General features: G+C 68.5%; 21 protein-coding genes and 1 tRNA gene. 13 read left to right on the plus strand and 9 right to left on the minus strand.

Features of this window, described 5'->3' with window-relative positions:
- The first annotated feature begins 24 nt into the window (after nucleotides 1-24).
- From ABIC53_RS12505 to ABIC53_RS12515, 3 genes are read left to right on the plus strand one after another with little or no spacing between them, the layout of a single operon-like run.
- Nucleotides 25-1497, plus strand: a complete 1473-nt coding sequence (locus tag ABIC53_RS12505) for a DUF3375 domain-containing protein (protein WP_354451697.1) — start codon at nucleotides 25-27, stop codon at nucleotides 1495-1497.
- A complete protein-coding gene (locus ABIC53_RS12510) occupies nucleotides 1490-2224 on the plus strand; it encodes a DUF4194 domain-containing protein (RefSeq protein ID WP_274179100.1) in 735 nt (244 codons plus the stop codon). The genes ABIC53_RS12505 and ABIC53_RS12510 overlap by 8 nt, the downstream gene beginning before the upstream one ends.
- Nucleotides 2221-5580, plus strand: a complete 3360-nt coding sequence (locus ABIC53_RS12515; protein WP_354451699.1) for an ATP-binding protein — start codon at nucleotides 2221-2223, stop codon at nucleotides 5578-5580. The genes ABIC53_RS12510 and ABIC53_RS12515 overlap by 4 nt, the downstream gene beginning before the upstream one ends.
- Nucleotides 5581-5620: 40 nt before the next feature.
- Here ABIC53_RS12515 and ABIC53_RS12520 read toward each other — a convergent pair whose 3' ends face one another.
- Together ABIC53_RS12520 and ABIC53_RS12525 are read right to left on the minus strand one after the other, a co-directional pair.
- Nucleotides 5621-6037, minus strand: coding sequence for an immunity protein CdiI family protein (locus tag ABIC53_RS12520; protein ID WP_274179102.1), 417 nt, complete (start codon nucleotides 6035-6037; stop codon nucleotides 5621-5623).
- Between the two features lie 137 nt (nucleotides 6038-6174).
- Nucleotides 6175-6258: transfer RNA gene (locus ABIC53_RS12525), tRNA-Leu, on the minus strand.
- A gap of 141 nt (nucleotides 6259-6399) precedes the next feature.
- Here ABIC53_RS12525 and ABIC53_RS12530 point away from each other — a divergent pair.
- Genes ABIC53_RS12530 through pknB form a run of 7 tightly spaced genes read left to right on the plus strand, consistent with a single transcriptional unit; the run spans nucleotide 6400 to nucleotide 15387 of the window.
- Nucleotides 6400-7140, plus strand: coding sequence for an FHA domain-containing protein (locus tag ABIC53_RS12530; RefSeq protein ID WP_112615553.1), 741 nt, complete (start codon nucleotides 6400-6402; stop codon nucleotides 7138-7140).
- Entirely contained in the window at nucleotides 7137-7694 is a 558-nt protein-coding gene (locus tag ABIC53_RS12535; protein WP_269268443.1) for an FHA domain-containing protein FhaB/FipA, read from the plus strand. Before ABIC53_RS12530 ends, ABIC53_RS12535 begins: the two co-directional genes overlap by 4 nt.
- A gap of 9 nt (nucleotides 7695-7703) precedes the next feature.
- On the plus strand, nucleotides 7704-8939 hold the full coding sequence (locus tag ABIC53_RS12540) for a PP2C family protein-serine/threonine phosphatase (RefSeq protein WP_112615549.1): 1236 nt from the start codon (nucleotides 7704-7706) through the stop codon (nucleotides 8937-8939).
- 56 nt (nucleotides 8940-8995) lie between these two features.
- Entirely contained in the window at nucleotides 8996-10321 is a 1326-nt protein-coding gene (locus tag ABIC53_RS12545) for an FtsW/RodA/SpoVE family cell cycle protein (protein WP_112616917.1), read from the plus strand.
- The gene (locus tag ABIC53_RS12550) at nucleotides 10318-11775 is read left to right on the plus strand and encodes a peptidoglycan D,D-transpeptidase FtsI family protein (protein ID WP_114587517.1); all 1458 of its coding nucleotides are present in this window, start codon (nucleotides 10318-10320) and stop codon (nucleotides 11773-11775) included. Before ABIC53_RS12545 ends, ABIC53_RS12550 begins: the two co-directional genes overlap by 4 nt.
- A complete protein-coding gene (locus ABIC53_RS12555) occupies nucleotides 11772-13625 on the plus strand; it encodes a serine/threonine-protein kinase (RefSeq protein WP_354451703.1) in 1854 nt (617 codons plus the stop codon). The genes ABIC53_RS12550 and ABIC53_RS12555 overlap by 4 nt, the downstream gene beginning before the upstream one ends.
- Before the next feature lie 13 nt (nucleotides 13626-13638).
- On the plus strand, nucleotides 13639-15387 hold the full coding sequence (gene pknB / locus ABIC53_RS12560; RefSeq protein WP_269268440.1) for a Stk1 family PASTA domain-containing Ser/Thr kinase: 1749 nt from the start codon (nucleotides 13639-13641) through the stop codon (nucleotides 15385-15387).
- 32 nt (nucleotides 15388-15419) lie between these two features.
- On the opposite strand, the gene ABIC53_RS12565 is transcribed toward pknB, so the two are convergent.
- The 4 genes from ABIC53_RS12565 to ABIC53_RS12580 all read right to left on the minus strand — a co-directional run bounded on the left by ABIC53_RS12565 (nucleotide 15420) and on the right by ABIC53_RS12580 (nucleotide 17201).
- Nucleotides 15420-16061 carry an anthranilate synthase component II gene (locus tag ABIC53_RS12565; protein WP_354451705.1) on the minus strand — a complete coding sequence of 214 codons (642 nt, stop codon included), beginning with the start codon at nucleotides 16059-16061 and terminating at the stop codon, nucleotides 15420-15422.
- Nucleotides 16058-16216: a hypothetical protein gene (locus tag ABIC53_RS12570; RefSeq protein ID WP_181574158.1), complete on the minus strand. Its 159-nt coding sequence runs from the start codon at nucleotides 16214-16216 to the stop codon at nucleotides 16058-16060. Before ABIC53_RS12570 ends, ABIC53_RS12565 begins: the two co-directional genes overlap by 4 nt.
- Nucleotides 16216-16941, minus strand: coding sequence for a class E sortase (locus ABIC53_RS12575; RefSeq protein WP_258524581.1), 726 nt, complete (start codon nucleotides 16939-16941; stop codon nucleotides 16216-16218). The genes ABIC53_RS12570 and ABIC53_RS12575 overlap by 1 nt, the downstream gene beginning before the upstream one ends.
- 74 nt (nucleotides 16942-17015) lie before the next feature.
- Nucleotides 17016-17201 carry a hypothetical protein gene (locus ABIC53_RS12580; protein WP_354451708.1) on the minus strand — a complete coding sequence of 62 codons (186 nt, stop codon included), beginning with the start codon at nucleotides 17199-17201 and terminating at the stop codon, nucleotides 17016-17018.
- A 361-nt stretch (nucleotides 17202-17562) separates the two neighbouring features.
- On the opposite strand from ABIC53_RS12580, the gene ABIC53_RS12585 reads away from it, so the two are divergent.
- Nucleotides 17563-17802, plus strand: a complete 240-nt coding sequence (locus tag ABIC53_RS12585) for a cell division protein CrgA (protein ID WP_023953414.1) — start codon at nucleotides 17563-17565, stop codon at nucleotides 17800-17802.
- Nucleotides 17803-17878: 76 nt separating this feature from the next.
- Here ABIC53_RS12585 and ABIC53_RS12590 read toward each other — a convergent pair whose 3' ends face one another.
- Both ABIC53_RS12590 and ABIC53_RS12595 read right to left on the minus strand, forming a co-directional pair.
- Nucleotides 17879-18778, minus strand: coding sequence for a rhomboid family intramembrane serine protease (locus ABIC53_RS12590; RefSeq protein ID WP_274179108.1), 900 nt, complete (start codon nucleotides 18776-18778; stop codon nucleotides 17879-17881).
- Between the two features lie 7 nt (nucleotides 18779-18785).
- Nucleotides 18786-19343, minus strand: coding sequence for a peptidylprolyl isomerase (locus ABIC53_RS12595; protein WP_181574157.1), 558 nt, complete (start codon nucleotides 19341-19343; stop codon nucleotides 18786-18788).
- Nucleotides 19344-19435: 92 nt separating this feature from the next.
- Between ABIC53_RS12595 and ABIC53_RS12600 the strand changes: the two genes are divergently transcribed.
- Both ABIC53_RS12600 and ABIC53_RS12605 read left to right on the plus strand, forming a co-directional pair.
- Nucleotides 19436-20014, plus strand: coding sequence for a DNA helicase (locus tag ABIC53_RS12600; protein ID WP_112615535.1), 579 nt, complete (start codon nucleotides 19436-19438; stop codon nucleotides 20012-20014).
- 5 nt (nucleotides 20015-20019) lie between these two features.
- The gene (locus ABIC53_RS12605; protein WP_274179110.1) at nucleotides 20020-20505 is read left to right on the plus strand and encodes an aminoacyl-tRNA deacylase; all 486 of its coding nucleotides are present in this window, start codon (nucleotides 20020-20022) and stop codon (nucleotides 20503-20505) included.
- Nucleotides 20506-20787: 282 nt separating this feature from the next.
- Here ABIC53_RS12605 and ABIC53_RS12610 read toward each other — a convergent pair whose 3' ends face one another.
- Entirely contained in the window at nucleotides 20788-21069 is a 282-nt protein-coding gene (locus ABIC53_RS12610) for a hypothetical protein (protein WP_354451711.1), read from the minus strand.
- Nucleotides 21070-21071: the final 2 nt, after the last annotated feature.

Consider the following 21071-nt stretch of genomic DNA (forward strand, 5'->3'; position numbering starts at 1 on the left):
GGCGCGCCGGATACTGTTGCATGGATGGGAAGTACTCGCGCTGAGGCCGCATATGTGCGTGCGTTGTCGGCGTTCCGTACCCCCACGCTCGATCTCCTCCACGGCCGCTACGCGCCGTTCGTGGTCGCAACGCTCTCACTCGTCTTCTCCGTCGACCGGCCGTCCGTCGAGATCTCGGATGCGCATGCCGAGGTCGCCGAGATCGTCGACGAGCTGCGTGCAGCCGGATACGACGAGGACGATCGCGCGCTGCCGGCCGGTACAGCCCGCGAGATCTGTCGCTACTGGGTGCGGGTGGGATGGCTCGTCCCCCAGATCGACGGCGACGTCGAGGTCTACCGGCTGACGGCCCACGCGGTGGGCGCCCTGGAGATCACCGGACGCACCACCGGCGGACGCACCCGGGTCTCGAACTCCCGTGTCCGCACCCTCCTGGAAGCCGTCGAGCGGCTCTCAGACCACGCTGAGACTGACCCTGAGGTGCGCCTCGCGCGCCTCATCCGGGAACGCGATGCCCTCGACGCCGAGATCGCGCGCCTCCAGGTCGGGGAGTCCGAGCCGATCGACGATGAGCAGCTCCTCGAAGAGGCGGAGAACGTGCTGCATCTCGCGCGCGAGCTGCCCGCCGACTTCACGCGCGTCGCGGAGTCCATTAAGGCCATGCAGCGCGATGTCATCGCCGACCTCCGGCGCGACGTGCGACCCACCGGCGAAGTGCTGCGCGAGTACCTGCAGCGCGGGCAGTACGTCATGCAGTCCACCCCCGAGGGCCGGGCGTTCGCCGGCGCGCTGAAGCTGATCGGCGATCCCGAGCGCATCGACAGCCTCACTGACCAGCTGCACACCCTGCTCACACAACCCTTCGCGCGCCTCATGGACACCGAGCAGCGCGCCGAGCTCGACGCGATGTCACGGCGCGTGGAGCTCGGCGTCGAAGAGGTTCTGACCGCCCAGCGTCGCGCGTCGCGCGTCATCACCGCCCAGGTGCGCACGCACGACCCCATCCGCGATCGCCACGTCGACGATCTGCTGCGCGATGTCATGGCCGGTCTGCAGGCCTGGACGCACAGCACGTCATCCGAGGCCTCCGTCGACATGGTCCGCAGCCTGCCCACGGCTGACATCCGCCACCTGCGGCAGTCGACCACCGACATCCGCCCCCCGCGTGCGCCGGCGCCGCTGTCGGCGTCCGACGCAGACGCGGAGATTCTGGATGCCGATACACGCGCGTGGGGCGGTCCGCGCTATGCGGAGCTCGAGGCTCACGTCGCTGCGCTCGGCGAGGAATTCGATCTGGGTGAGGCCTTCCTCGCCGCGGACGACGACGTGCGCCGTCCGGTCGACCTGGTCGGACTCCTCGAGATCGCCCACCGCAACGGCATGCGCGAGAGCGACGACCTCTCGGTGGTCGAGGCGCGCCGCCCCGACGGGACGACACGGCGCTTCGCGTTCGGATCCGTGACCGCCCGCACCTCGAAGGAGCCCGACGATGACTGACACCGCCACCCTCGGCACAGCCGACAGCGAGGCTCCGGTCGACGGCGCGTTCGTCGAGCCCGCTGCGATGGAAGACGACCTCGGCGAGCTCTTCCCCGGCGATCGTGGGGTGCTCGATCCCGCGGTGCGCCGCGTGCTCGTCCACCTGCTGCAGCGGCGGTTCGTGCTCGCCGACCGCAACCGCGAGGAGTGGACGGCCCTGCTCGACAATCAGCAGCTCGTCGAATCTCGCCTCAATGACCTGTTCGTGCGGCTCGTGATCGACCACGACCGCGGCGTCGCCTACAAGCAGCAGGTGCGCTCGGACGAGCTCGATGTTCCGATCCTGCTTCGGGATGCCGCATACACGCGGTCCGAGACCCTCGTCCTCGTACACCTGCGCACGGTGTATCAGCGGGAGTCGGCGGCCGGGGAGCCGGCCGCCCGGGTCGACATCGAGGACGTCGAGCAGACCGTGATGAGCTACTTCGCGGATGCCGACGGCGACACCGCGAAGCGGCAGAGACTGATCCGCAAGGCGATGGACCGGCTCGCTCGCGACGGCATCGTCGACGAGGAGACGACGGGACGCTTCCGCATCAGTCCGCTCGTCGAGATCGTCCTCAGCGCCGAGAAGCTGCGCGAACTGCGCGATTGGCTGCGCGACCGGTCGGAGGCGGACGACACCGGTGGCGTCGCGGCCGACGAAGACGACGAAGACGACGAGCCTCAGGAGGAGGAGCTGTGACGATGCTCGAGACGCTGTTCGGGCTCATCCCGGCGGCATCCCGCGGCCAGCAGTGGCTCGCCGAAGACCTTCAGCTCATCAACTGGGGCGGCTACGAGGGCGCCCACCGCGTGCGCTTCTCTCCCGGTGCCACTCTTCTGTGCGGTGGTTCGGGGTCGGGTAAATCCACGCTCATGGACGCCTACATCGCGCTCATGATGCCCCACACCACTCCCTTCAACGGCGCCTCGAACGGTGGCGTCACCGGGCGTCCGCGCGGCTCCGAGCAGCGCAACATCCTGTCCTACGGCCGCGGCAAGATCGACGAGTCGCGCACCGAGGACGGCACGAAGATGACCGTCCTCCGCGGCGACGGCGAAGACACCTGGACCGCGGTGTCGATGACGTGGATCGATCACGACGGGTCGCAGTTCACGGCGGTGCGAGCCTGGTACATCCCGGCGAGTGCACGCGTGCTCGAGGACACCGTGCGTGTGCGGGCGACGACCGATCGGGCCTTCGATCTCCGCTCACTCGAGCCGGCCGCCGCGCAGCGACTTTCCGATTCCGCCGTGCGCGCTGCGGGCCTGGAGCCCGTCGGAACGGACCGCGAGTTCTCGGCCCGCCTGCATGCCGTGCTGGGCATCGGCGCCGCGGGGGCCGGGGCCAAGGCTATGAGCCTGCTCGCGCGCATCCAGGCCGGCCAGCAAATCACGACCGTCGACGACCTCTACAAGCGTCTCGTGCTCGAAGAGCCCGAGACGATGGAGACCGCCGACGCCGTCGTGGCGCACTTCGACGGACTCGAGAGCACCCGCATGCGCATGCTGACGGCCCGGCAGCAGGTCACTGCGCTCACGCCCATCCCCCAGCTGCGCGCCAAGATGGCCGCCGCGACCGAGCGCGTGAACCTGATCGACGAGGTCGGCTCCTTCTCGGATGCCGGTTCGCTCGCCACACTCTGGCGAGCGAACAGACGCCTGGCGATGCTGCGTGAGGTCGAGACCGAGCTGCGCGAGCGCAAGACCGCGGCCGAGGTCACGCTGCGCGAGAAGCGCGCCCTCGCGGATGGCGCCGAGGCCGAACGCGACGGCCTGATCGACGTGCTCCGGCTCTCCGGCGGGGATCGCCTGGCCACGGCGCAGCGCGAGCTGCGAGAGGTGGAGCGACGGCTCGCCGACGTCCGGCGACACCGCGAGGTGTTCGACACCGCCGTCAAGAGTCTGGGCGTCGAGCTCTCGAACCGCGACGAGTTCACCGCGTTCATCTCCCGCGCCCGGGCAGAGCTCGCCGACTCCGATGCGAAGGCGCGTGCCCGCTCCGCCTTCGCTGAAGCCGCGTCGACAGCGAAGGCCGCGCGGATCGAGGTCGCAGAGCTGGAGGCGGAGGCTCAGCGCGTAGCCTCACGCCACGGCAACATCCCGCCCGCTCTGCACGAGTCGCGCGAGCGGCTCGCGGAGGCCGCGGGACTCACGACCGCAGACCTTCCCTTCGTCGGCGAGCTCGTCGAGGTGCGCACCGAGTTCGAGCCGTGGCGCGAGGCGTTCAACCTCGCGCTCGGCGGCTTCGCGACCACGGTGCTGATCGACACCGCTCACCTGGGGCGCTTCCGGGCGGCGATCGAATCGGTCCACACCCCCGTGCGGTTGCGCTTCGAGGGCGTGCACGCAGGCATGGAGCCGGTCGCCAACCTCGACCCGCAGACCCTGCCCGGGCGCCTCGACTACCAGACCTCGCCGTTCACCGGTTGGCTGCAGGAGCGGCTCGAGACCCGCCACGGATACGTCTGCGTCGATTCCAGCGCCGAGCTGCCGAAGCATCGCATGGCGCTCACGATCACCGGACAGGTGGCGCAGGGCAACCGCGGCGCGCACGGTGGCCACGGTCGCGAGAACGTCCTCGGGTTCTCGAACGAGCGACGCCGGCACGACGTGGGACGTCTCGTCGACGACGCTCGCCGCCGTCTCGACGACGCCCTGCGGGAGCGGAAGGTCGCCGAGAGCGAACTAGACACCATCGACTCGCGCCTTGCCGTGTACGCCAAGATCACCGACCTGACCTGGGAAGAGGTCGACGTCGAGGCGGTCACCGCGGAACGGGATCGCTGGATCGGCGTGCAGAGCGACGTCACGGCCGCCAACCCCGAGATCGCCGATGTGCAGCGACGGATCTCCGACATCAAGGACCGGATCTCACACCTGCGCGATGAGATCGCCCGCGTGTCGATCGAACGTGATCAGATCGAGGCACAGTGGGCCGAGGTGATCGACGACGTCGATTCGGATCAGTCCGTGCTCGACGACGCCGAGCGGGCAGAGCGCACTCTCACCGCCGCACAGTCCGCGTTCCTCGACGAGCGATTCCATCTCGATGGGCCGACCTCTGACGGCAGCCCGTCCCAGGCGCTGAACCGCTTCTCCGCGGCCCTCGCGACGGCCGCGCAGCGCCTCGCAGAGGACCGGCGGGCGGCCGTCGACGCCCTCGACGAGAGCCGCGATGGCCTGCGACGCATCATGGTGAGCTTCCTCGAGCGGTGGCCGAATCCGAACCTGCTGCCCGACCCCGACACCTCGATCGACGACTTCGAACGCGCTCTCCAGGCCCTCGAGACCAGTGGACTGCACGAGCTCGAGTCCGAGTGGCGCGACAGCCTGCTCAAACTGTCGGGCAACGACCTCACGAACCTCGACTCGACGCTCAGCCGATCGATCCGCGAGATCCGTGATCGCATCGACCCGATCAACCGCATCATGCAGGACCTCCCGTTCTACGACGACGACCATCGCCTGCAGATCACCACGCGCGAGAACCAGTCCGAACCTCGCCGTCGCTTCCGGCGCGAGCTGCGCGAGGTTCGCGGGCTGATCGAGAACGCCACCACAGATGATGAGCGCGAACACGCGTACCGCCGGATGTCGCGCCTCATCGGGCATATGCGCCGGTCGGCGCCCGATTTCGGCGACCTCATCGACGTCCGCAACCACGTTCGCGTGAGCGCAGAGCGCGTGGATGCCGTGACGAAGAAGCATGTCGCGCTCTACGACCACATCGGCGAGAAGTCCGGCGGAGAGTCGCAGGAACTCATTGCGTTCATCGTCGGCGCGGCCCTGCGCTACCAGCTCGGCGACGCGAGCGCCGAGCGCCCTCGCTACGCCCCCGTGTTCATGGACGAGGCCCTGATCAAGGCCGATGCACACTTCACCAAGCGTGCGATCGGAGCGTGGCGCGGACTCGGCTTCCAGCTCGTGATCGGCGCACCGAACGACAAATACAGCGCGATCGAGCCGCACGTCGACGTCGAGTACGACATCCTCAAGGACACGCGCGGTCGCTCCTGGGCTAAGCCGAAGGTCGCCCTGGAGGCCCCGGCGTCGTAACGGCGCGCGGTCCCGGGCATGCGGATCAGACGACCCATGCCTATAAGCGATCGCTCTCCCTCGTCGTGCGCCGAAAGCTCGGGATGACGTCGAAGTCTGACCAGAGGGCCTTCTCTACGACTGTGAACAGTCGCTCGCCCTGCTCCAGCCACTCGCTGCGGTGCCCGTCGGAACGCCAACCTGTCGGGAAGACGTATCCCGCCTCGAACCGTCCCTGCCAAAGCATGAGGTCTCGGACCACGTCCTCGGGGAGGCGACGAGCGATGTCTTCCACGGCGCCGCTGCTCTCCGGCCAGAGCGGGAAGATACAGCCGTAGTCGGGCTCCATTTTGACCGCCGGTACCCCGCCAGCTTCTCGGCGACGCGAACGATCGAGAGCTTCCTCATCGGTCGCGAAGTCGGGCACGATGACTTCCAGCCACGTCTGCGGATCGACGATCGTCCTCTGCATGCCCATGGGGTGATGCTACGAGCTCACGCCCCACCCCCAGCCGGGCGCTATCCCCCAGGGCGGGCCGATCATCGTCCACGCGAACCTGCTGGGAACGCCGAAGGCCCCCGCCGGTTTCCCGGTCGGAGGCCTTCGTCTCACTGTGCGCGAGGGGGGACTTGAACCCCCACGCCCTTGCGGGCACTGGCACCTGAAGCCAGCGCGTCTACCTATTCCGCCACTCGCGCGAGAACGTGTTTCCACGAACTCAACTTCCCGAGGATATCACGCCGACGGCGGCTCCTGAGCCGCGATCCGAGCCCCAATGCATGGTCCGTTCAGCCTCGCTGACTACGATGAAGCAACCATCCGCCTGCCTGAGGAGCCCCGTGGGACTACTTGACAGCTTCGAGAAGGGTCTCGAGCGTGCCGTCAACGGCGCGTTCGCCAAGACCTTCCGCAGCGGCGTCCAGCCAGTGGAGATCGCCTCCGCCCTCCGCAGCGAACTCGACAAGAAGGCCGCCGTCGTCAGCCGCGACCGCATCCTCGTTCCGAACGCCTTCACGGTGCGCCTCTCCGACAACGATGCCGAGCGCATGAACGCGATCGGGCCCGCTCTCCTCGACGAACTCCGCGGGCTGGTCGAGAAGCACGCCAAGGCTCAGGGCTACTCGTTCTCGGGTGCCGTCTCGGTCTCCCTGCAGGACGACCCGCAGCTCTCGACCGGCACCGTCCGCGTCGACTCCAACTCCGATGCGGGCGCCCGCGTGTCGTGGCAGGCCGTGCTCGACATCGACGGCACACGGCATCCGATCGTCGCAGCGCGCACCGTCATCGGGCGCGGCAGCGACGCCGACATCACGATCCCGGATGCCGGAACCAGCCGGAAGCACGTCGAGATCCTCTGGGACGGCGAGCGCGCCATGGTGCGCGACCTCGGTTCCACCAACGGCACCCAGCTCAACGGCGCGCGGGTCAGCGAGGCCGCCCTGCCGTCGGAGGGCGTCGTGCGCATCGGTCGCACCGACATCGTCTTCCGCGTCGTCCCGCAGGCGCAGGCTCCCGCGCGGCCCCGGATGTCGGCGGCCGACGCGACCCGCATGTACGACACCCGAGGTGAAGCCCGATGAGTCCGCTCACCCTCCTGCTGCTGCAGATCGGCTTCCTGGTCCTGCTGTGGTTCTTCGTCTTCGCCGTCGTGTACTCGCTGCGCGCCGACCTGTTCGGCGTGAAGGTGCGCAAGCTCCCCGAGCCGGCGGCAGCCGGTGCCGCGCCCGCCGCGAGCCCCGCGGTCACCCGTCCGCCCACGTCGTCTCCGGATGCCGCGACCGCCGCCGTCGGCGCGGTCGGCACCCCGGCCCCGGCAGGCAAGGGCGGAAAGGCGACGACCGACGCCGTGTCGCGCATCGTCATCACGAGCGGCCCCAAGGCCGGCCTCGAGCTTCCGCTCGGCTCCGAGCCGCTGACCATCGGCCGCTCGAGCGAGTCGGGTCTCGTCATCCGCGACGACTACACGTCGAGCCACCACGCGCGTCTGGTGCTGTGGGGCAATCAGTGGATGATCCAGGATCTCGACTCGACCAACGGCACGTGGCACGACGGCGAGCGCGTCGCTTCTCCGGTTCCGATCGTCGTGGGCGCGCCGATCAAGGTCGGCGCGACGACGTTCGAACTGCGGAAGTAGCCCGCACGTATGGTCTTCCAGGGCTCCAGCGCCGCCATCTCGCATACCGGGAAGGTGCGCTCCAACAACCAGGACTCGGGCTTCTGCGGCTCGAACCTGTTCGTCGTCGCCGACGGCATGGGCGGGCATGCCGGTGGTGACGTCGCCTCGAGCCTCGCGGTTCGACGGCTCGAGAGCCTCGACCAAGCCTTCTCCACGACCACCGAGGCCGAGGCCGCCCTGCGCGAGGCGCTGGCCGACACCGCGGCAGAGCTGATCAGCACCGTCAAGGTGCGCCCCGAGCTCGCCGGCATGGGCACGACCGTCAGCGCGCTCGTCATGGTCGACGAGTACGCCGTGATCGCGCACATCGGCGACTCGCGCCTGTACCTCTTCCGCGACGGGGCACTGACCCAGATCACGACGGACCACACGTTCGTGCAGCGTCTGGTCGACTCGGGCCGCATCACCCCCGAAGAGGCTCGCTACCACCCGCGCCGTTCGGTGCTCATGCGTGTGCTCGGTGACATGGACCCCGATCCCGAGATCGACACGTTCATCATGCCCACGCAGCCCGGCGACCGGTGGCTGCTGTGCTCCGACGGACTGTCGGGCGTCGTCGACGACGCCCACACCGCGAAGGCGCTCGGGCAGGGTTGGGCTCCGGGCCGCACTGCCGACAGCCTCCTCAAGCAGGCCCTCGACGGCGGTGCGCCCGACAACGTCACGATCGTCATCGTCGACGTCGGAGGCCAGCACCCGCTGTTCAGCGGACCACCGACGGTCGTGGGGTCGGCGTCGCACCCGCTCGGTATCGAGGTGCCCGCCGCTCGCCCGCAGCGCAGCAGCTGGCTGCATCCTGCTCGCCAGGCCGCGAACGAGCCCACGCACTTCGAGCCTGCCGCGGAGTTCCTCGAGGAGCTGATCGAAGAGGACCGCCGCCGCGCACGTCGCCGCCGGATCACCTGGTTCGCCGGCTTCATCGTCATCCTGGCCGCGATCGGGGTCGTGCTCTTCGGTGCCTACAGCTGGACGCAGACGCGCTACTTCGTCGGCGTCGACGAAGACACGGTCGTGATCTACCGCGGCATCCCGCCGAGCATCGGACCGATCTCGCTCTCCTCGCCCGAGGAAGACACCGGAATCCCCCTCGCCGACCTGGCTCCCTACCAGCTCGACCTGGTGAAGCAGACCATCTCAGCCGACTCGCTCGCCGAGGCCCAAGCCATCGTCGAGAATCTGCGCGTGGACGGAGGATCATCGTGACCGGCACCGCCGTCTCGGCCGACACCTCGGTCATCAAGGCGCTGCGCAAACTGCGGATGCCGCAGACGCAGCGCAACCGCGAGCTGGGCCTGCTCCTGTTCGCGTTCGTCATCAACGCCGCGGCCCTCGCCCTCGTGCAGCTCGGAAAGAACGGGGCGATCGACTCGTCGTTCCTGATCTACTGCGCCGTGCTCGACGCGCTCGCACTGGCCATCCACGTCGTGCTGCGCCTCCGGGCGCGCGACGCCGACCCGTTCGTGGTCCCGATCGCCACGCTCCTCTCGGGCATCGGCATCGCCATGATCTATCGGATCGACCTGGAGGGCACCTCAGCCGGCTGGGACATGCTGGCCGTGCGTCAGATCGTCTGGTGCGCGATCGCCCTCGTGGCAGCCCTCATCGTCGTCATCGCCCTGCGCAACTACCGTGTGCTGTTCCGGTACACCTACGTGTTCGGGTTCGCGGGCATCGCGCTGCTTCTCCTTCCGTTCGTCCCGGGCCTCGGCGTCGAAGCCGGCGCCGACGTCTGGGTGTCGATCGGCGGCATCGTGTCGTTCCAGCCCGGCGAGCTGGCGAAGATCGCCCTCGCGATCTTCTTCGCGGGCTACCTCGTCCGCACGCGCGAATCCCTCACATCGGTCGGAACTCGATTCCTCGGGGTCACCTGGCCGCGAGCTCGCGAGCTCGGTCCGGTCCTCGTGATCTGGGCGATCTCGCTGGGCATCATCGTGCTGCAGCGCGACCTCGGCACCGGAACCCTGATCTTCGGCATGTTCATCGCGATGCTCTACGTCGCGACCGGTAAGACCAGCTGGGTCATGATCGGCCTGAGCCTGGTTCTCGCCGGCGTGATCCTCGCCTCGCAGGTGCTCCCCTACGTCAACGGCCGCTTCCAGAACTGGCTGAACCCGTTCGACCCGAACAACGTCGACGCCGCCGGCGGAAGCTTCCAGCTCATCAACGGCCTGTACGGCCTCGCCAAGGGCGGCTTCATCGGCACGGGGCTCGGCCAGGGTCGCCCCTGGATGACGCCGTTGTCGCAGAGCGACTACATCTTCCCGAGCCTCGGTGAGGAGCTCGGCCTCATCGGCGTCTTCGCCCTGCTGTGCCTCTACATGGTGTTCACGAGCCGCGGCGTGCGCATCGGCCTCGCCGGTCAGGACGACTTCGGCAAGCTCCTCGCGACGGGCCTGTCGTTCACGATCGCGCTGCAGGTGTTCATCATGGTCGGCGGTGTGACCCGCGTCATCCCGCTGACGGGGCTCACGACACCGTTCCTGGCTGCCGGCGGCTCGTCCCTCGTGGCCAACTGGATCATCGTGGCCCTCCTCCTCCGCATCTCGGATGCGGTTCGCTCTCGACCCCGGGTGGTGATCGGATGACCAAGGAATTGCGACGACTCAGCTTCGTGATGCTGGCGATGTTCCTCGCCCTGTTCATCTCGACCAGCTGGATCCAGGTGATTCAGGCCCAGGCGCTCAACGAGAACCCGGGCAACCGGCGGACGCTGTACGACTCGTTCGAGGTGCAGCGCGGTTCGATCATCGCGGGCGGTTCGGTCGTGGCGGCATCCGTGCCGAGCGGCGACATCTACTCCTGGCAGCGCCAGTACACGGATGCCGCGATGTGGGCGCCCCTCACCGGCTGGATCAACCCGGTGCTCGGGTCGTCGTCGGGGATCGAGCAGATCATGAACCAGTCGCTCTCCGGCACCGACGACACCCAGTTCCTCGCTCGTCTCGAGCAGATCATCTCGGGCGCACCGGCGCGCGGATCGAACGTCCTGCTCACGGTGGACCCGAGAATCCAGCAGGCGGCCTTCGACGCACTCCAGGGCTACGAGGGCGCCGTCGTCGCGAGCGACCCCTCGACCGGACGCATCCTCGCCATGGTCACGAGCCCGAGCTTCGACACCAACCTGCTGGCGTCGCACGACTCCGCCGGCGTCAACGCCGCGTACGACGAACTCGCGGCCGACCCGCTCAAGCCGCTTTTCAACCGGGCGATCGACGGCGATCTCAACCCGCCGGGATCGACGTTCAAGCTCGTCGTGGCCTCCGCCGCGCTGTCGTCGGGCAAGTACACGCCCGAGTCGACGTTCCCGAACCCGGCGACGTGGACGATCCCCGGCACGAGCAACACGCTTCACAACTTCGACCTCGGCACCTGTGGCCCCGGCGACACGGTCACTCTCGCGACCGCGCTGCGGCTCAGCTGCAATATCCCGATGGCCGAACTGGCTGTCGAGCTCGGCGACGACGCCATCCGCGAAGAGGCCGAGAAGTTCGGCTTCAACAGCGAGATGGAGATCCCGCTCGCGACCGCCGCGTCGCAGTACCCCCGCGGGCTGAACGACGCCCGCACGGCGCTCTCGGGGTTCGGTCAGGGGGACGTGACCGCGACGCCGCTGCAGATCAACCAGGTCTCGGCCGGCATCGCGAACGGCGGCATGGTGATGAAGCCGCAGCTTCTCGACTCCGTCGTCGCACCCGATCTGACCGTGCAGGAGAAGTTCGAGCCGAGCGAGTTCGGCCGTGCTCTCAGCAAGGATGTCGCCGAGCAGATGCGGACGCTCATGGTCGCCAATGTCCGTGACGGAGCGGCGAGCGGTGCAAGAATAGACGGCGTCGATGTCGCCGGAAAAACGGGCACTGCGGAGCACGGTCCAGGCGATCCGTACACGTTGTGGTTCACCGGCTTCGCGCCGGCGGACAACCCCCAGGTGGCCGTCACTGTGATGGTCGAGAACGGGGGCGGCCAGGGGCAGGCCGGGACGAGCAGCGGGATCGCAGCCCCCATTGCGAAGAAGGTTATCGAGGCGGTGCTGAACAGATGAGACCCATGCAAGGCGTGAGCTTCGGCGGGCGTTACGAACTGGATTCGCGGATCGCGATCGGCGGTATGGGCGAGGTGTGGGAAGCCACTGACCACGTCATCGGCCGCACTGTCGCGATCAAGATCCTCAAAGACGAGTACATGGGCGACCCCGGGTTCCTCGAGCGCTTCCGCGCCGAGGCCCGTCACGCGGCGCTCGTGAACCACGAGGGCATCGCGAGCGTCTTCGACTACGGCGAGGAGAACGGCAGCGCCTTTCTGGTGATGGAGCTGGTGCCCGGCGAGGCGCTGTCGACGATCCTCGAGCGCGAGGGCTCGCTGTCGTCCGACAAGACGCTCGACATCGTCGCCCAGACCGCCTCGGCGCTCCAGGCTGCCCACGCCGCGGGCCTCGTGCACCGCGACATCAAGCCCGGCAACCTCCTCATCACGCCCGACGGCCGTGTGAAGATCACCGACTTCGGCATCGCGCGTATCGCCGACCAGGTTCCGCTCACCGCGACCGGTCAGGTCATGGGCACCGTCCAGTACCTCTCCCCCGAGCAGGCGTCGGGGCACCCGGCTTCGCCGGCCACGGACGTCTACTCGCTCGGCATCGTCGCGTACGAGTCCGTGGCGGGCAAGCGTCCGTTCACGGGCGAGTCGCAGGTCGCGATCGCCATGGCGCAGATCAACGAGCAGCCGCCGCCGCTGCCCGCCACCGTCTCCGACCCGGTGCAGAAGCTCATCCTCGCGATGATCGCGAAGAAGCCCGACGACCGTCCGGCGTCCGCCTCGGCCGTCGCGCGGGCGGCATCCGCTCTTCGCCGTGGCGATCTGGCCGCGGCGCATGCCGCGGTGCCGGCGATCGCGGCCGGTGCGGGCACGAGCGACGTCACGCAGCTGATGCCCTCCGCAGGCGGCGACACGGCGACGTTGCTGCTCCCGGCCGGAGCCGCCGCTGCCGGGGCCGGCCTCGCGGCCGCGGGTGCGGCGGGCGCTGCGTCCGAAGCCGCTGCTGCGGACGACAACCTCGCCGAGACGCCGAAGCGCAAGCGCAGCCGGTGGACCTGGCCGCTCGTCGCGCTCATCGCCCTGCTCGTCATCGTGCTCGGCGGCACGCTGTTCGCCCTGCTCTCCGGCAACGGCGACCCCGAGCCTGCGCCCTCGAGTCCGACGAGCTCGGCACCGTCGACCCCCGTTGACACTCCCTCGGCGCCCCCGAGCCCGAGTGGCCCCTCGACGATCAATGTCGACGGTCTCGGACTCACCGGCCGCTCGTGCGAGGACGCCCTCGCCGTCGCGGCACAGGCGGGCCTCGAGAACGTCACCTGCGCGCCGGGCAACCCGGCCCCGAGCGAGGACCAGATCGGCCAGGTCTACGAGGTCGTTCCGCTCGGCAACGTCAAGCCGACCGACTCGGTGACGCTGACCTCGTACGCCGAGCAGAGCCCCCTCGATGCGCCGGCGGCGCCGACGATCCAGTCGAACGGCCAGACCGTCACCAGCGTGACCGCCGGCTCGACGGTTCAGGTCATGTGGTCGAGCTACTCGTGCCCCGCCGGCCTGACGCCGTCGGAGTACCGCTTCACGGTGTCGGGCGGGACCTTCGCCAACGGCCAGACCACGTCGAGCTTCAGCCTTAACCAGCGCCCCGCGCCCGTCACCGTCGGCGACTCCGGAGCGCTCTCGGTGACGTACACCGTCACCTGCGCCGGCGAGAACGGTGACCGCACGTCGCCCGCCTCCCCCGAGGCCGCCGCCACCATCCAGACGGCGCCCTCTCCGAACCCCAGCCAGAACGGGAACGGCGGCGGCAACGGCGGCGGAAGCGGCAACGGCGGCGGGAACGGCAGCGGAAGCGACGACTGATTCCGGTTCGACCATGAGTCCCACATCCGAGTACGAGTCGAACGCAGGGAGTGACGTGTCGGCAGAGCAACGTGTGCTGTCAGGGCGCTACCGCATCGACGAGCCCATCGGGCGCGGCGGAATGGCGAGCGTGTACCGGGGGTACGACGTCACCCTCGGGCGTGACGTGGCGATCAAAGTGCTCAAGCGCGAGCTGGCCGACGACCCCGGCTTCCGCATGCGGTTCCGCCTCGAGGCGCAGGCCGCGTCTCGGATGGCCCACCCGTCGATCGTCCGTGTGTTCGACGCCGGTGAGGACACCGAGACCGACCCCGACGGCAGTGACCACTCCGTGCCGTACATCGTCATGGAGCTCGTGACGGGTCGACTGCTGAAGGACATGGTCGAAGCCGGCCCCATCAGCGAGTCGGATGCGGTGCGCTACGTCGACGGCATCCTCGAAGCCCTCGAGTACTCGCACCGCGCCGGGGTCGTGCACCGCGACATCAAGCCGGGCAACGTCATGATCACCGACGCCGGCACCGTGAAGGTCATGGACTTCGGCATCGCCCGGGCCGTTTCGGACTCGTCGTCGACGGTCGCGGAGACCACGGCGATCATCGGCACGGCGGCCTATTTCTCCCCCGAGCAGGCCAAGGGCGAGCCGGTGGACGCGCGCGCCGACCTCTACTCGACCGGTGTCGTGCTCTACGAACTGCTCACCGGGCGGGCGCCGTTCCGCGGTGAGACGCCGGTTGCCGTCGCCTACCAGCACGTGAGCGAAGCTCCCCTACCGCCGTCGGAGATCGTCGAGAACGTGCCGCGCGCGCTGGATGCCGTCGTGCTGCGCGCTCTCGCAAAGAGTCCGTTCCAGCGATTCCAGGACGCGACGGAGTTCCGGGCCGCGCTCGACCAGGCGGTCGGCGGCAAGCAGCCGACCAAGCGTCAGATGGGGGCCCTCGCAAGCGAGCTGTACGGGCCGGATCCGCGGCACGCGGCCGAGACGGCACGATCCCTGCGTCAGCTCAGCACCGACAACACGATGCGCCGCACGCAGTCCGGCCCGCCCGTCAGCTGGATCTGGGCCGGAGTGGCGGTGCTCGCCGCCCTGCTCATCGCGGTGCTCATCTGGGTCCTGGCATTCCGTGACACGACCACGACCGTGCCGAGTACGTCGCGGGTCGTGCCGGAGGTCGCCGGCAAGTCGTGGGACCTGGCGGAGAATCTCATCGAAGAAGCCGAGCTGGATCCGGTCCGTTCCGACCGCAGCGACGACGCGGTGCCGCCGGGCGACGTCATCAGCACCGAGCCCGCAGCAGGCATCACCCTCTCGCCGGGCCAGCGCGTGACCGTCTACGTCTCGACGGGCCAAGAGATGGCTACCGTCCCGACGCTCCAGAACCTCTCACGCACCGAGGCGACCGAAGCGCTGCAACGTGCCGGGCTGCAGCTGGGCACCGTTCGATCGCGCAACGATCCGACCCTGCCTGCCGGCACGGTCATCGAGGCGTCGGCGCCCGAGGGCTCGGCTCTCGCCATGGGATCGTCGGTCAACCTCGTCGTCGCCAGCGGCACCGTGACCCTCGTCGACCTGACCGGGTACACCGTCGAAGCCGCCGAGCGCGAGCTGCAGCAGGAATCGCGTCAGCTGATCCCCGAGGTCGTCGAAGACCCGGGCTGCGCGGCAGCAGCGGGCGGTCGCACCGTCTCGTCGCAGTCGCTGGCACCGGGCGAGGTCCCGATCGGATCGACCGTCACGCTCCGGGTCTGCACCGGCAGCTGAGACCCGCGCCTCACCGGCTCCGGCGCACCGGTTCAGGTGACGGTTGCATCCCGTCGATGCGGGTGCAACCGCGCTCCGCGCTCCTGCGCGCCGTTCAGTCCGACCGACGCCAACCAGTTCCCCAGCATCCGGTAGCCGCCATCGGTCAGCACGGATTCGGGATGGAACTGCACGCCGACGACGGGTGCGTCACGGTGGGCGATCGCCATGACCGTGCCGCCCGACGCGCGTGCGGTGACCCGCAGCTCGGCGGGCACCGTCGCGGCGTCGACGGCGAGAGAGTGGTACCTGCCCGCCGCGAAGGTCGTCGGCACGCCCTCGAACAGGAAAGACCCGTCGTGCCGCACGTCCGACGTCATCCCGTGCATGAGTTCCGGCGCCTCCCCCACCGTCGCGCCGAACGCGACCGCGATGGCCTGATGCCCGAGACACACCCCGAGCAGCGGAACCGCGGATGCCGCGGCTGCGCGCACGACGTCGATCGAGGCGCCCGCATCCTCCGGAGCGCCCGGTCCCGGCGACACGAGGACGCCGTCGAAGCCCGCCATAACGTGAGAGGGGTCGCTCACGGCATCCGACTCCACCATCTCGGTCTCGGCGCCGAGCTCATGGAGATAGCCGACCAGAGTGTGGATGAAGCTGTCGTGATTGTCGATCACGAGGATCGCGGTCACCCGACCGTCGACTCCTCGCCCGGCGCGAAGAACGGCGCGATGGCAGGGAACACCCAGAAGAACAGCGCATAGACGACCGCAGCCGCGAGGATGAGCAGGAAGAACAGCCGGAGCCACCAGGGTCCGGGGAGAACTCGCCACAGTGCTCCGTACATCAGGCGGAGACTCCCTCTGTCAGCGACGCCGGCGGACCCGCCGAGGTCGGGGTGAACTCTTCGAAGACCGCGTACGAGATGATGCGCTCGAGCATGTTGAGTTTCGGGGCGCAGCTCGTGAGGGTGAGGTACTTGCCGTTAGCGCTGAGGTCGACCTGCTGGGGAACCGGGTTGAGTACCTCGATCGCCGTGTCCTGCACGTACTCGACGTTGCGGAATCGGTAGGTGTACCAGCCGTCCTGGGTCTGGATGACAATGGCGTCGCCGACCACGAGCCGGTCGACCGGGTCGAAGGGCGCACCCGAGGTCCACCGGTGCGCGGCGACAGCCATGTTGCCGTCGGCGCCCGGCATCGCGGAACCCTCGTAGTGACCGATGTGGCCCTTGTCGAGGATCGCCTTCTTCGCCGTGCCGTTCGCGATGGTGAATTGCCAGTCGGGACCGAAACGCGGGATGTACATGATGCCGAACTCCGCGCCCGGCTCGGGCTCGGCCAGCACGGGAATCGCGGCGGGGTCCGCCGGCTCGGGCTCACCGGTAGGCGTCTCGGCCGGCGTCGGAGCCTCTTCGGCCTGGGTCTGCCATTGCTGCGCGAGCGCCGCGGCCTCCGCCTGCTTCTGCGATCCGATGATCATGTCGCCGAACCACATCTGCCAGCTCACGAAGAGCAGCATCACCACACCGGCGGTCAGAAGGAGCTCGCCGAAGACGCTGATCACACTCACGCGTCGCCGCGGGCGCGACGGCGAGCGACGTGAGCGTCGGGACGACGTGCGAGTGCTCTCCACAGTCGCAGAGTTTAGCCCGCAGCCCTGGAAGAACTCACTGTGGCGACGAGACGGCGCACCGCGCTGGATGTCGGCAGATCGACCCAGAGGCGGATGCTGCCGGTCCTGACGCCTGCGCCGTTGACAACCGCGGCACCGCCGAGGTCGTCGAGCAGCGGATGCATCTCGGCCGCGACCGACTCCGGGAGATATCCCACACCGCGACCGTTCGAGAAGGCTGCGATGTTGCCGCGGCCCCGAGACGCGTCCACTTCGGTACGCAGGACATAGGCACGAGGATGACGGCTCTGTCGCTCACGGTCGTTCACGAGATAGTGAGTGCGTTCGAGTCTGACCGCGCGAGACGGGAGCTCCCGCAGATCCGGCAGGTCGTCGTGCCGGCTGACGCGCCCGGTCACTGCGTGGACGATCTGTTCCCACCATGCGGGCATCTCGGCCCCTCTCGATTCGGCATGCCATCACCGAGGCGGAGCACTCCCCTACTGTCTCACGGCCGGCCTGTGGGAGTCCTGACGGGTGAGCCCGGGCGACTCGAGGTCCGACGGCTAGGATTCTCCCATGGCATCTTCCAGCGACCACGACGACCCGACCGTGGAGCGACGCCCCGCAGATGACGCACCTAACCCGGTCTGGTTCAAGCCGATCATGCTGGGGCTGATGCTCATCGGACTCGTGTGGGTGCTCGTCTTCTATCTCAGCAACTCCACGCTTCCCGTGCCCGGTATCGGGGGCTGGAACCTGGTGATCGGTTTCGGCATCGCCTTCGTGGGCTTCCTCATGACCACGCGGTGGCGCTGACCGGTTGTCCACATGGGGTGAATCACACCGGTGTGATTCCATCCCCACCTGGGGATAGGCCTGTGGATAACTTTCGTCAGTAGAGGGCGAGGGGCACCGCGAGCAGAGCGATCAGCCCCGCGGCGGTGGCGCCGAGCAGCCAGACCTGCAAGCGCTGACGGCGGATCGTTCGCGTGCGCGCGAAGATGAAGCCGACGAGCGCGCCCACCGCCAAGCCGCCGACGTGCGCCTGCCACGAGATCTGCGTGCCTGCGCTTCCGCCGAGCCCGCTCAGGAGCAGCGGCAGGAACGTGATGACGAGGTTGATTCCCAGAACCACGGCGATTCCCGTGATGTTCGCGCCGATATGACGGCCGATCACGAGCAGGGCGCCGAAAAGGCCGAAGATCGCGCCCGACGCACCGACGACAGCCGATGAGAACCCGAACAGCACGACTGCGACCGATCCCCCGAGGCCGCTGAGCAGATAGAGCGCGAGGAAGCGGCCGCGACCGAGCATCGGCTCGAGGCTGCGCCCCAGCATCCAGAGCGCGAGCATGTTGAGCCCGACGTGCCAGAAGCCGCTGTGGACGAGCAGCACCGTGAACAGCCGCCACGGCTCGAAGGTGCCGCTGAACTCCGGGTAGAGCAACGGGGGGTACATCGCCAGAGTCGACGTGACCACGGACCCCAGGCCCGGGATGAGTCCGACGATGAACACGAAGAACGTCACGCCGATGATCCCGTAGGTGACCAGCGGCCGTGAGTCGTCGGAGCGCACCGCGCGCAGGACGCGCGGTGCGCGGCGGGGACGCGGCGCGTCCGAGCTCTTCTGCTGATCACGCAGACATTCGGGGCAGATCACTCCGACGGGCATCTGGGTCTGGCACTCCGCGCAGATCGTGCGCAGGCACCGCTGGCAGAGCACGAAGCTCTGCCGATCCGGATGCCGGTAACAGAAGTTGTCGGGGTTGCTCCGCAGCTCGGACGCGCTCACGTACCGCTCAGACCGTGACGACGTCGATCGACGAGATGACCACCGGGTCGACCGGACGGTCCTGTGCGCCGGTCTTCACCGAGGCGATCGTGTCGACGACCTGGCGCGACGCGTCATCCGCGACCTCGCCGAAGATGGTGTGCTTGCCCTGCAGCCAGGGGGTCGGGTCGGTGGTGATGAAGAACTGCGAGCCGTTCGTGCCCTCGGCCTTGCCCGTGATCGCGTTGCGGCGCAGGCCCGCGTTCGCCATCGCGAGGATGTACGGCTTCTGGAAGTCCAGCTCGGGGCTGATCTCGTCGTCGAAGTTGTAGCCGGGGCCGCCGATGCCCTGACCGAGCGGGTCGCCGCCCTGGATCATGAAGTTCGGGATGATGCGGTGGAAGATGACGTCGGTGTAGAGGGGGCCCTCGCCGGGCTTGCCCGTGGCGGGGTTGGTCCACTCCTGCGAACCGTCGGCGAGACCGATGAAGTTCTTCACCGTGCGGGGGGCCTGGTCGCCGAAAAGGTTGACGACGATGTCGCCGTGGTTGGTGTGGATCGTCGCTACTGCAGTGTGCTGAGGCATGTGTGCCATTCTCGCACCTGTCAATGCCCTGCTGGCTGGAGCGCTCTCTGGCAAGATGAGGGAAAACGTCCCACGATGCAGGGAGGGCCCACGTGAGCCTCAGCCGCAAGCGCAAGAAGCAACTCCGCAAGCTCCAGAAGCAGGCGAACACCCTGTGGGAGTCGCAGCAGGTCCTGATGGGAGAGGCCGCCAAAGTCGCACGCGACGCCGGCCACCAGCTGGGCAACTACAACCGCGAGCACGTCAAGCCCGCCGTTCAGAACACCTATGAGCAGTACGCCGCGCCGTACGTCGACAAGAGCGTCCGCGCGACCCGCAAGGTCTACAACGGCGCTCTCATCCCCGCCGCCGGAGCCGTCGTGGGCGGCGCACTCTCCGTGTGGGATGCGGCGAACGACACCCGTGGACGCCTCGCCCACGGACGTGGTGTCGACCTCGACCTCTCCTCGGTGAAGAAGAACGCCGCCAAGTACGGCAAGAAGGCGACGAAGAAGTTCCAGTCGCGTGCCGCTCTGCCCGAGCCGAAGAAGAAGCGCGGCGCCGGTGGCGTCATCGCTCTGATCCTCGGCGTCACCGCCGCAGCCGGCGTGCTCTACGCCGCCTGGCAGACGCTCCGCGCGGACGACGAGCTGTGGGTTGCCGACGACCCGCTGCGCGCTCCCGACGCCTGAATCGGATGACCGAAGATCTCGAGCCCACGTCTCGGGTTCGCCTCGCGGCGGCCGAGCGTGGGCTCGATGTCGTCGTTCGGCCGCGTCCGGATGCCGCCAGCCTCGATGAGGCCGCCGCGCTCCTCGGTCTCGAACCCGACGACATCGTCAAGACACTCGTGGTCAAGCGGAGCGACGACACCTACCTGTTCGCGCTCGTCCCGGGCGACCGGGTGATCTCGTGGCCGAAGCTCCGCGCCCTCGTAGGGGTCAACAAGCTGCGCCTGCCCGAGCCCGAGCTCGCCCTCGCGGCGACCGGGTACGAACGCGGCACGATCGTGCCGATCGGCAGCACCCATGACTGGCCGGTCTTCGCCGATTCGTCCATCGCGGGCCGACGCATCGCGATGGGCGCCGGCGCGCACGGCTACAGCCTGTTCGTCGACGCCGACGCTCTCATCGCCGCCTACGGCGCAACCGTCGCCGACATCACGGAGCAGCGTTCGCGCTGACGGGTCGCTCCCGATCGTCGCGCGGGGTCACCGCGTGAGAGAACGTCTGGCACCTAAGCGCAGGACGACGTGGACGCGCAACTCGTCGACGTCGTACTGCAACACGACGACGTCGAGCACGAGCAGGTCGAGGTGGTGCTGCACGCGCTGCTCGTCGTGCTCGTCGAAGCCGCCGAGAGATCGTCGGTCATGGCGAGGTCGAGTACCTCGAATGTCTCGACCTCTAGCGCCGCCACTTCGGCCCTCAGCATCGTCATGGTGCCATCCTTTCGTCGTCGCGATCTAAGAGAACGTCATTCCGAATACAGTCGACGAGGCGATCAGACACAGCACGGCGATGATCGCGAAGACCGCCTTCTGACCGCTCGACCTGCTCGTGACCGCGGCGACACCCGCCGCGAATGCGCCGATCATCCCGACGAAGGCGAGCGTGCGGGCCGCTCCGACGTCGGCGAAGCCGAAGTGCAGCACAGACGCGGCGACGGCGCTCGCAACTCCGATCACAGCGCCGACGGCCGCGAATCGCTGGAGACCGCGCGGGTGGATAGATTCTTCAGTCGTCATTT

This window comes from Microbacterium sp. 1262, assembly GCF_040544895.1.
In the GTDB taxonomy this organism is placed as follows: Bacteria; Actinomycetota; Actinomycetes; order Actinomycetales; family Microbacteriaceae; genus Microbacterium; species Microbacterium plantarum.

Excerpts from the sequence above, each read along its gene's own strand:
- ABIC53_RS12555 (WP_354451703.1), top strand. The coding sequence starts at position 11,772 with ATGAGACCCATGCAAGGCGTGAGCTTCGGCGGGCGTTACGAACTGGAT.
- ABIC53_RS12545 (WP_112616917.1), top strand. The coding sequence starts at position 8,996 with ATGCCGCAGACGCAGCGCAACCGCGAGCTGGGCCTGCTCCTGTTCGCG.
- ABIC53_RS12510 (WP_274179100.1), top strand. The coding sequence starts at position 1,490 with ATGACTGACACCGCCACCCTCGGCACAGCCGACAGCGAGGCTCCGGTC.
- ABIC53_RS12520 (WP_274179102.1), bottom strand. The coding sequence starts at position 6,037 with ATGGGCATGCAGAGGACGATCGTCGATCCGCAGACGTGGCTGGAAGTC.
- ABIC53_RS12570 (WP_181574158.1), bottom strand. The coding sequence starts at position 16,216 with ATGTACGGAGCACTGTGGCGAGTTCTCCCCGGACCCTGGTGGCTCCGG.
- ABIC53_RS12550 (WP_114587517.1), top strand. The coding sequence starts at position 10,318 with ATGACCAAGGAATTGCGACGACTCAGCTTCGTGATGCTGGCGATGTTC.
- ABIC53_RS12535 (WP_269268443.1), top strand. The coding sequence starts at position 7,137 with ATGAGTCCGCTCACCCTCCTGCTGCTGCAGATCGGCTTCCTGGTCCTG.
- ABIC53_RS12595 (WP_181574157.1), bottom strand. The coding sequence starts at position 19,343 with ATGCCTCAGCACACTGCAGTAGCGACGATCCACACCAACCACGGCGAC.
- ABIC53_RS12610 (WP_354451711.1), bottom strand. The coding sequence starts at position 21,069 with ATGACGACTGAAGAATCTATCCACCCGCGCGGTCTCCAGCGATTCGCG.
- ABIC53_RS12605 (WP_274179110.1), top strand. The coding sequence starts at position 20,020 with ATGACCGAAGATCTCGAGCCCACGTCTCGGGTTCGCCTCGCGGCGGCC.
- ABIC53_RS12585 (WP_023953414.1), top strand. The coding sequence starts at position 17,563 with ATGGCATCTTCCAGCGACCACGACGACCCGACCGTGGAGCGACGCCCC.
- ABIC53_RS12505 (WP_354451697.1), top strand. The coding sequence starts at position 25 with ATGGGAAGTACTCGCGCTGAGGCCGCATATGTGCGTGCGTTGTCGGCG.
- pknB (WP_269268440.1), top strand. The coding sequence starts at position 13,639 with ATGAGTCCCACATCCGAGTACGAGTCGAACGCAGGGAGTGACGTGTCG.
- ABIC53_RS12540 (WP_112615549.1), top strand. The coding sequence starts at position 7,704 with ATGGTCTTCCAGGGCTCCAGCGCCGCCATCTCGCATACCGGGAAGGTG.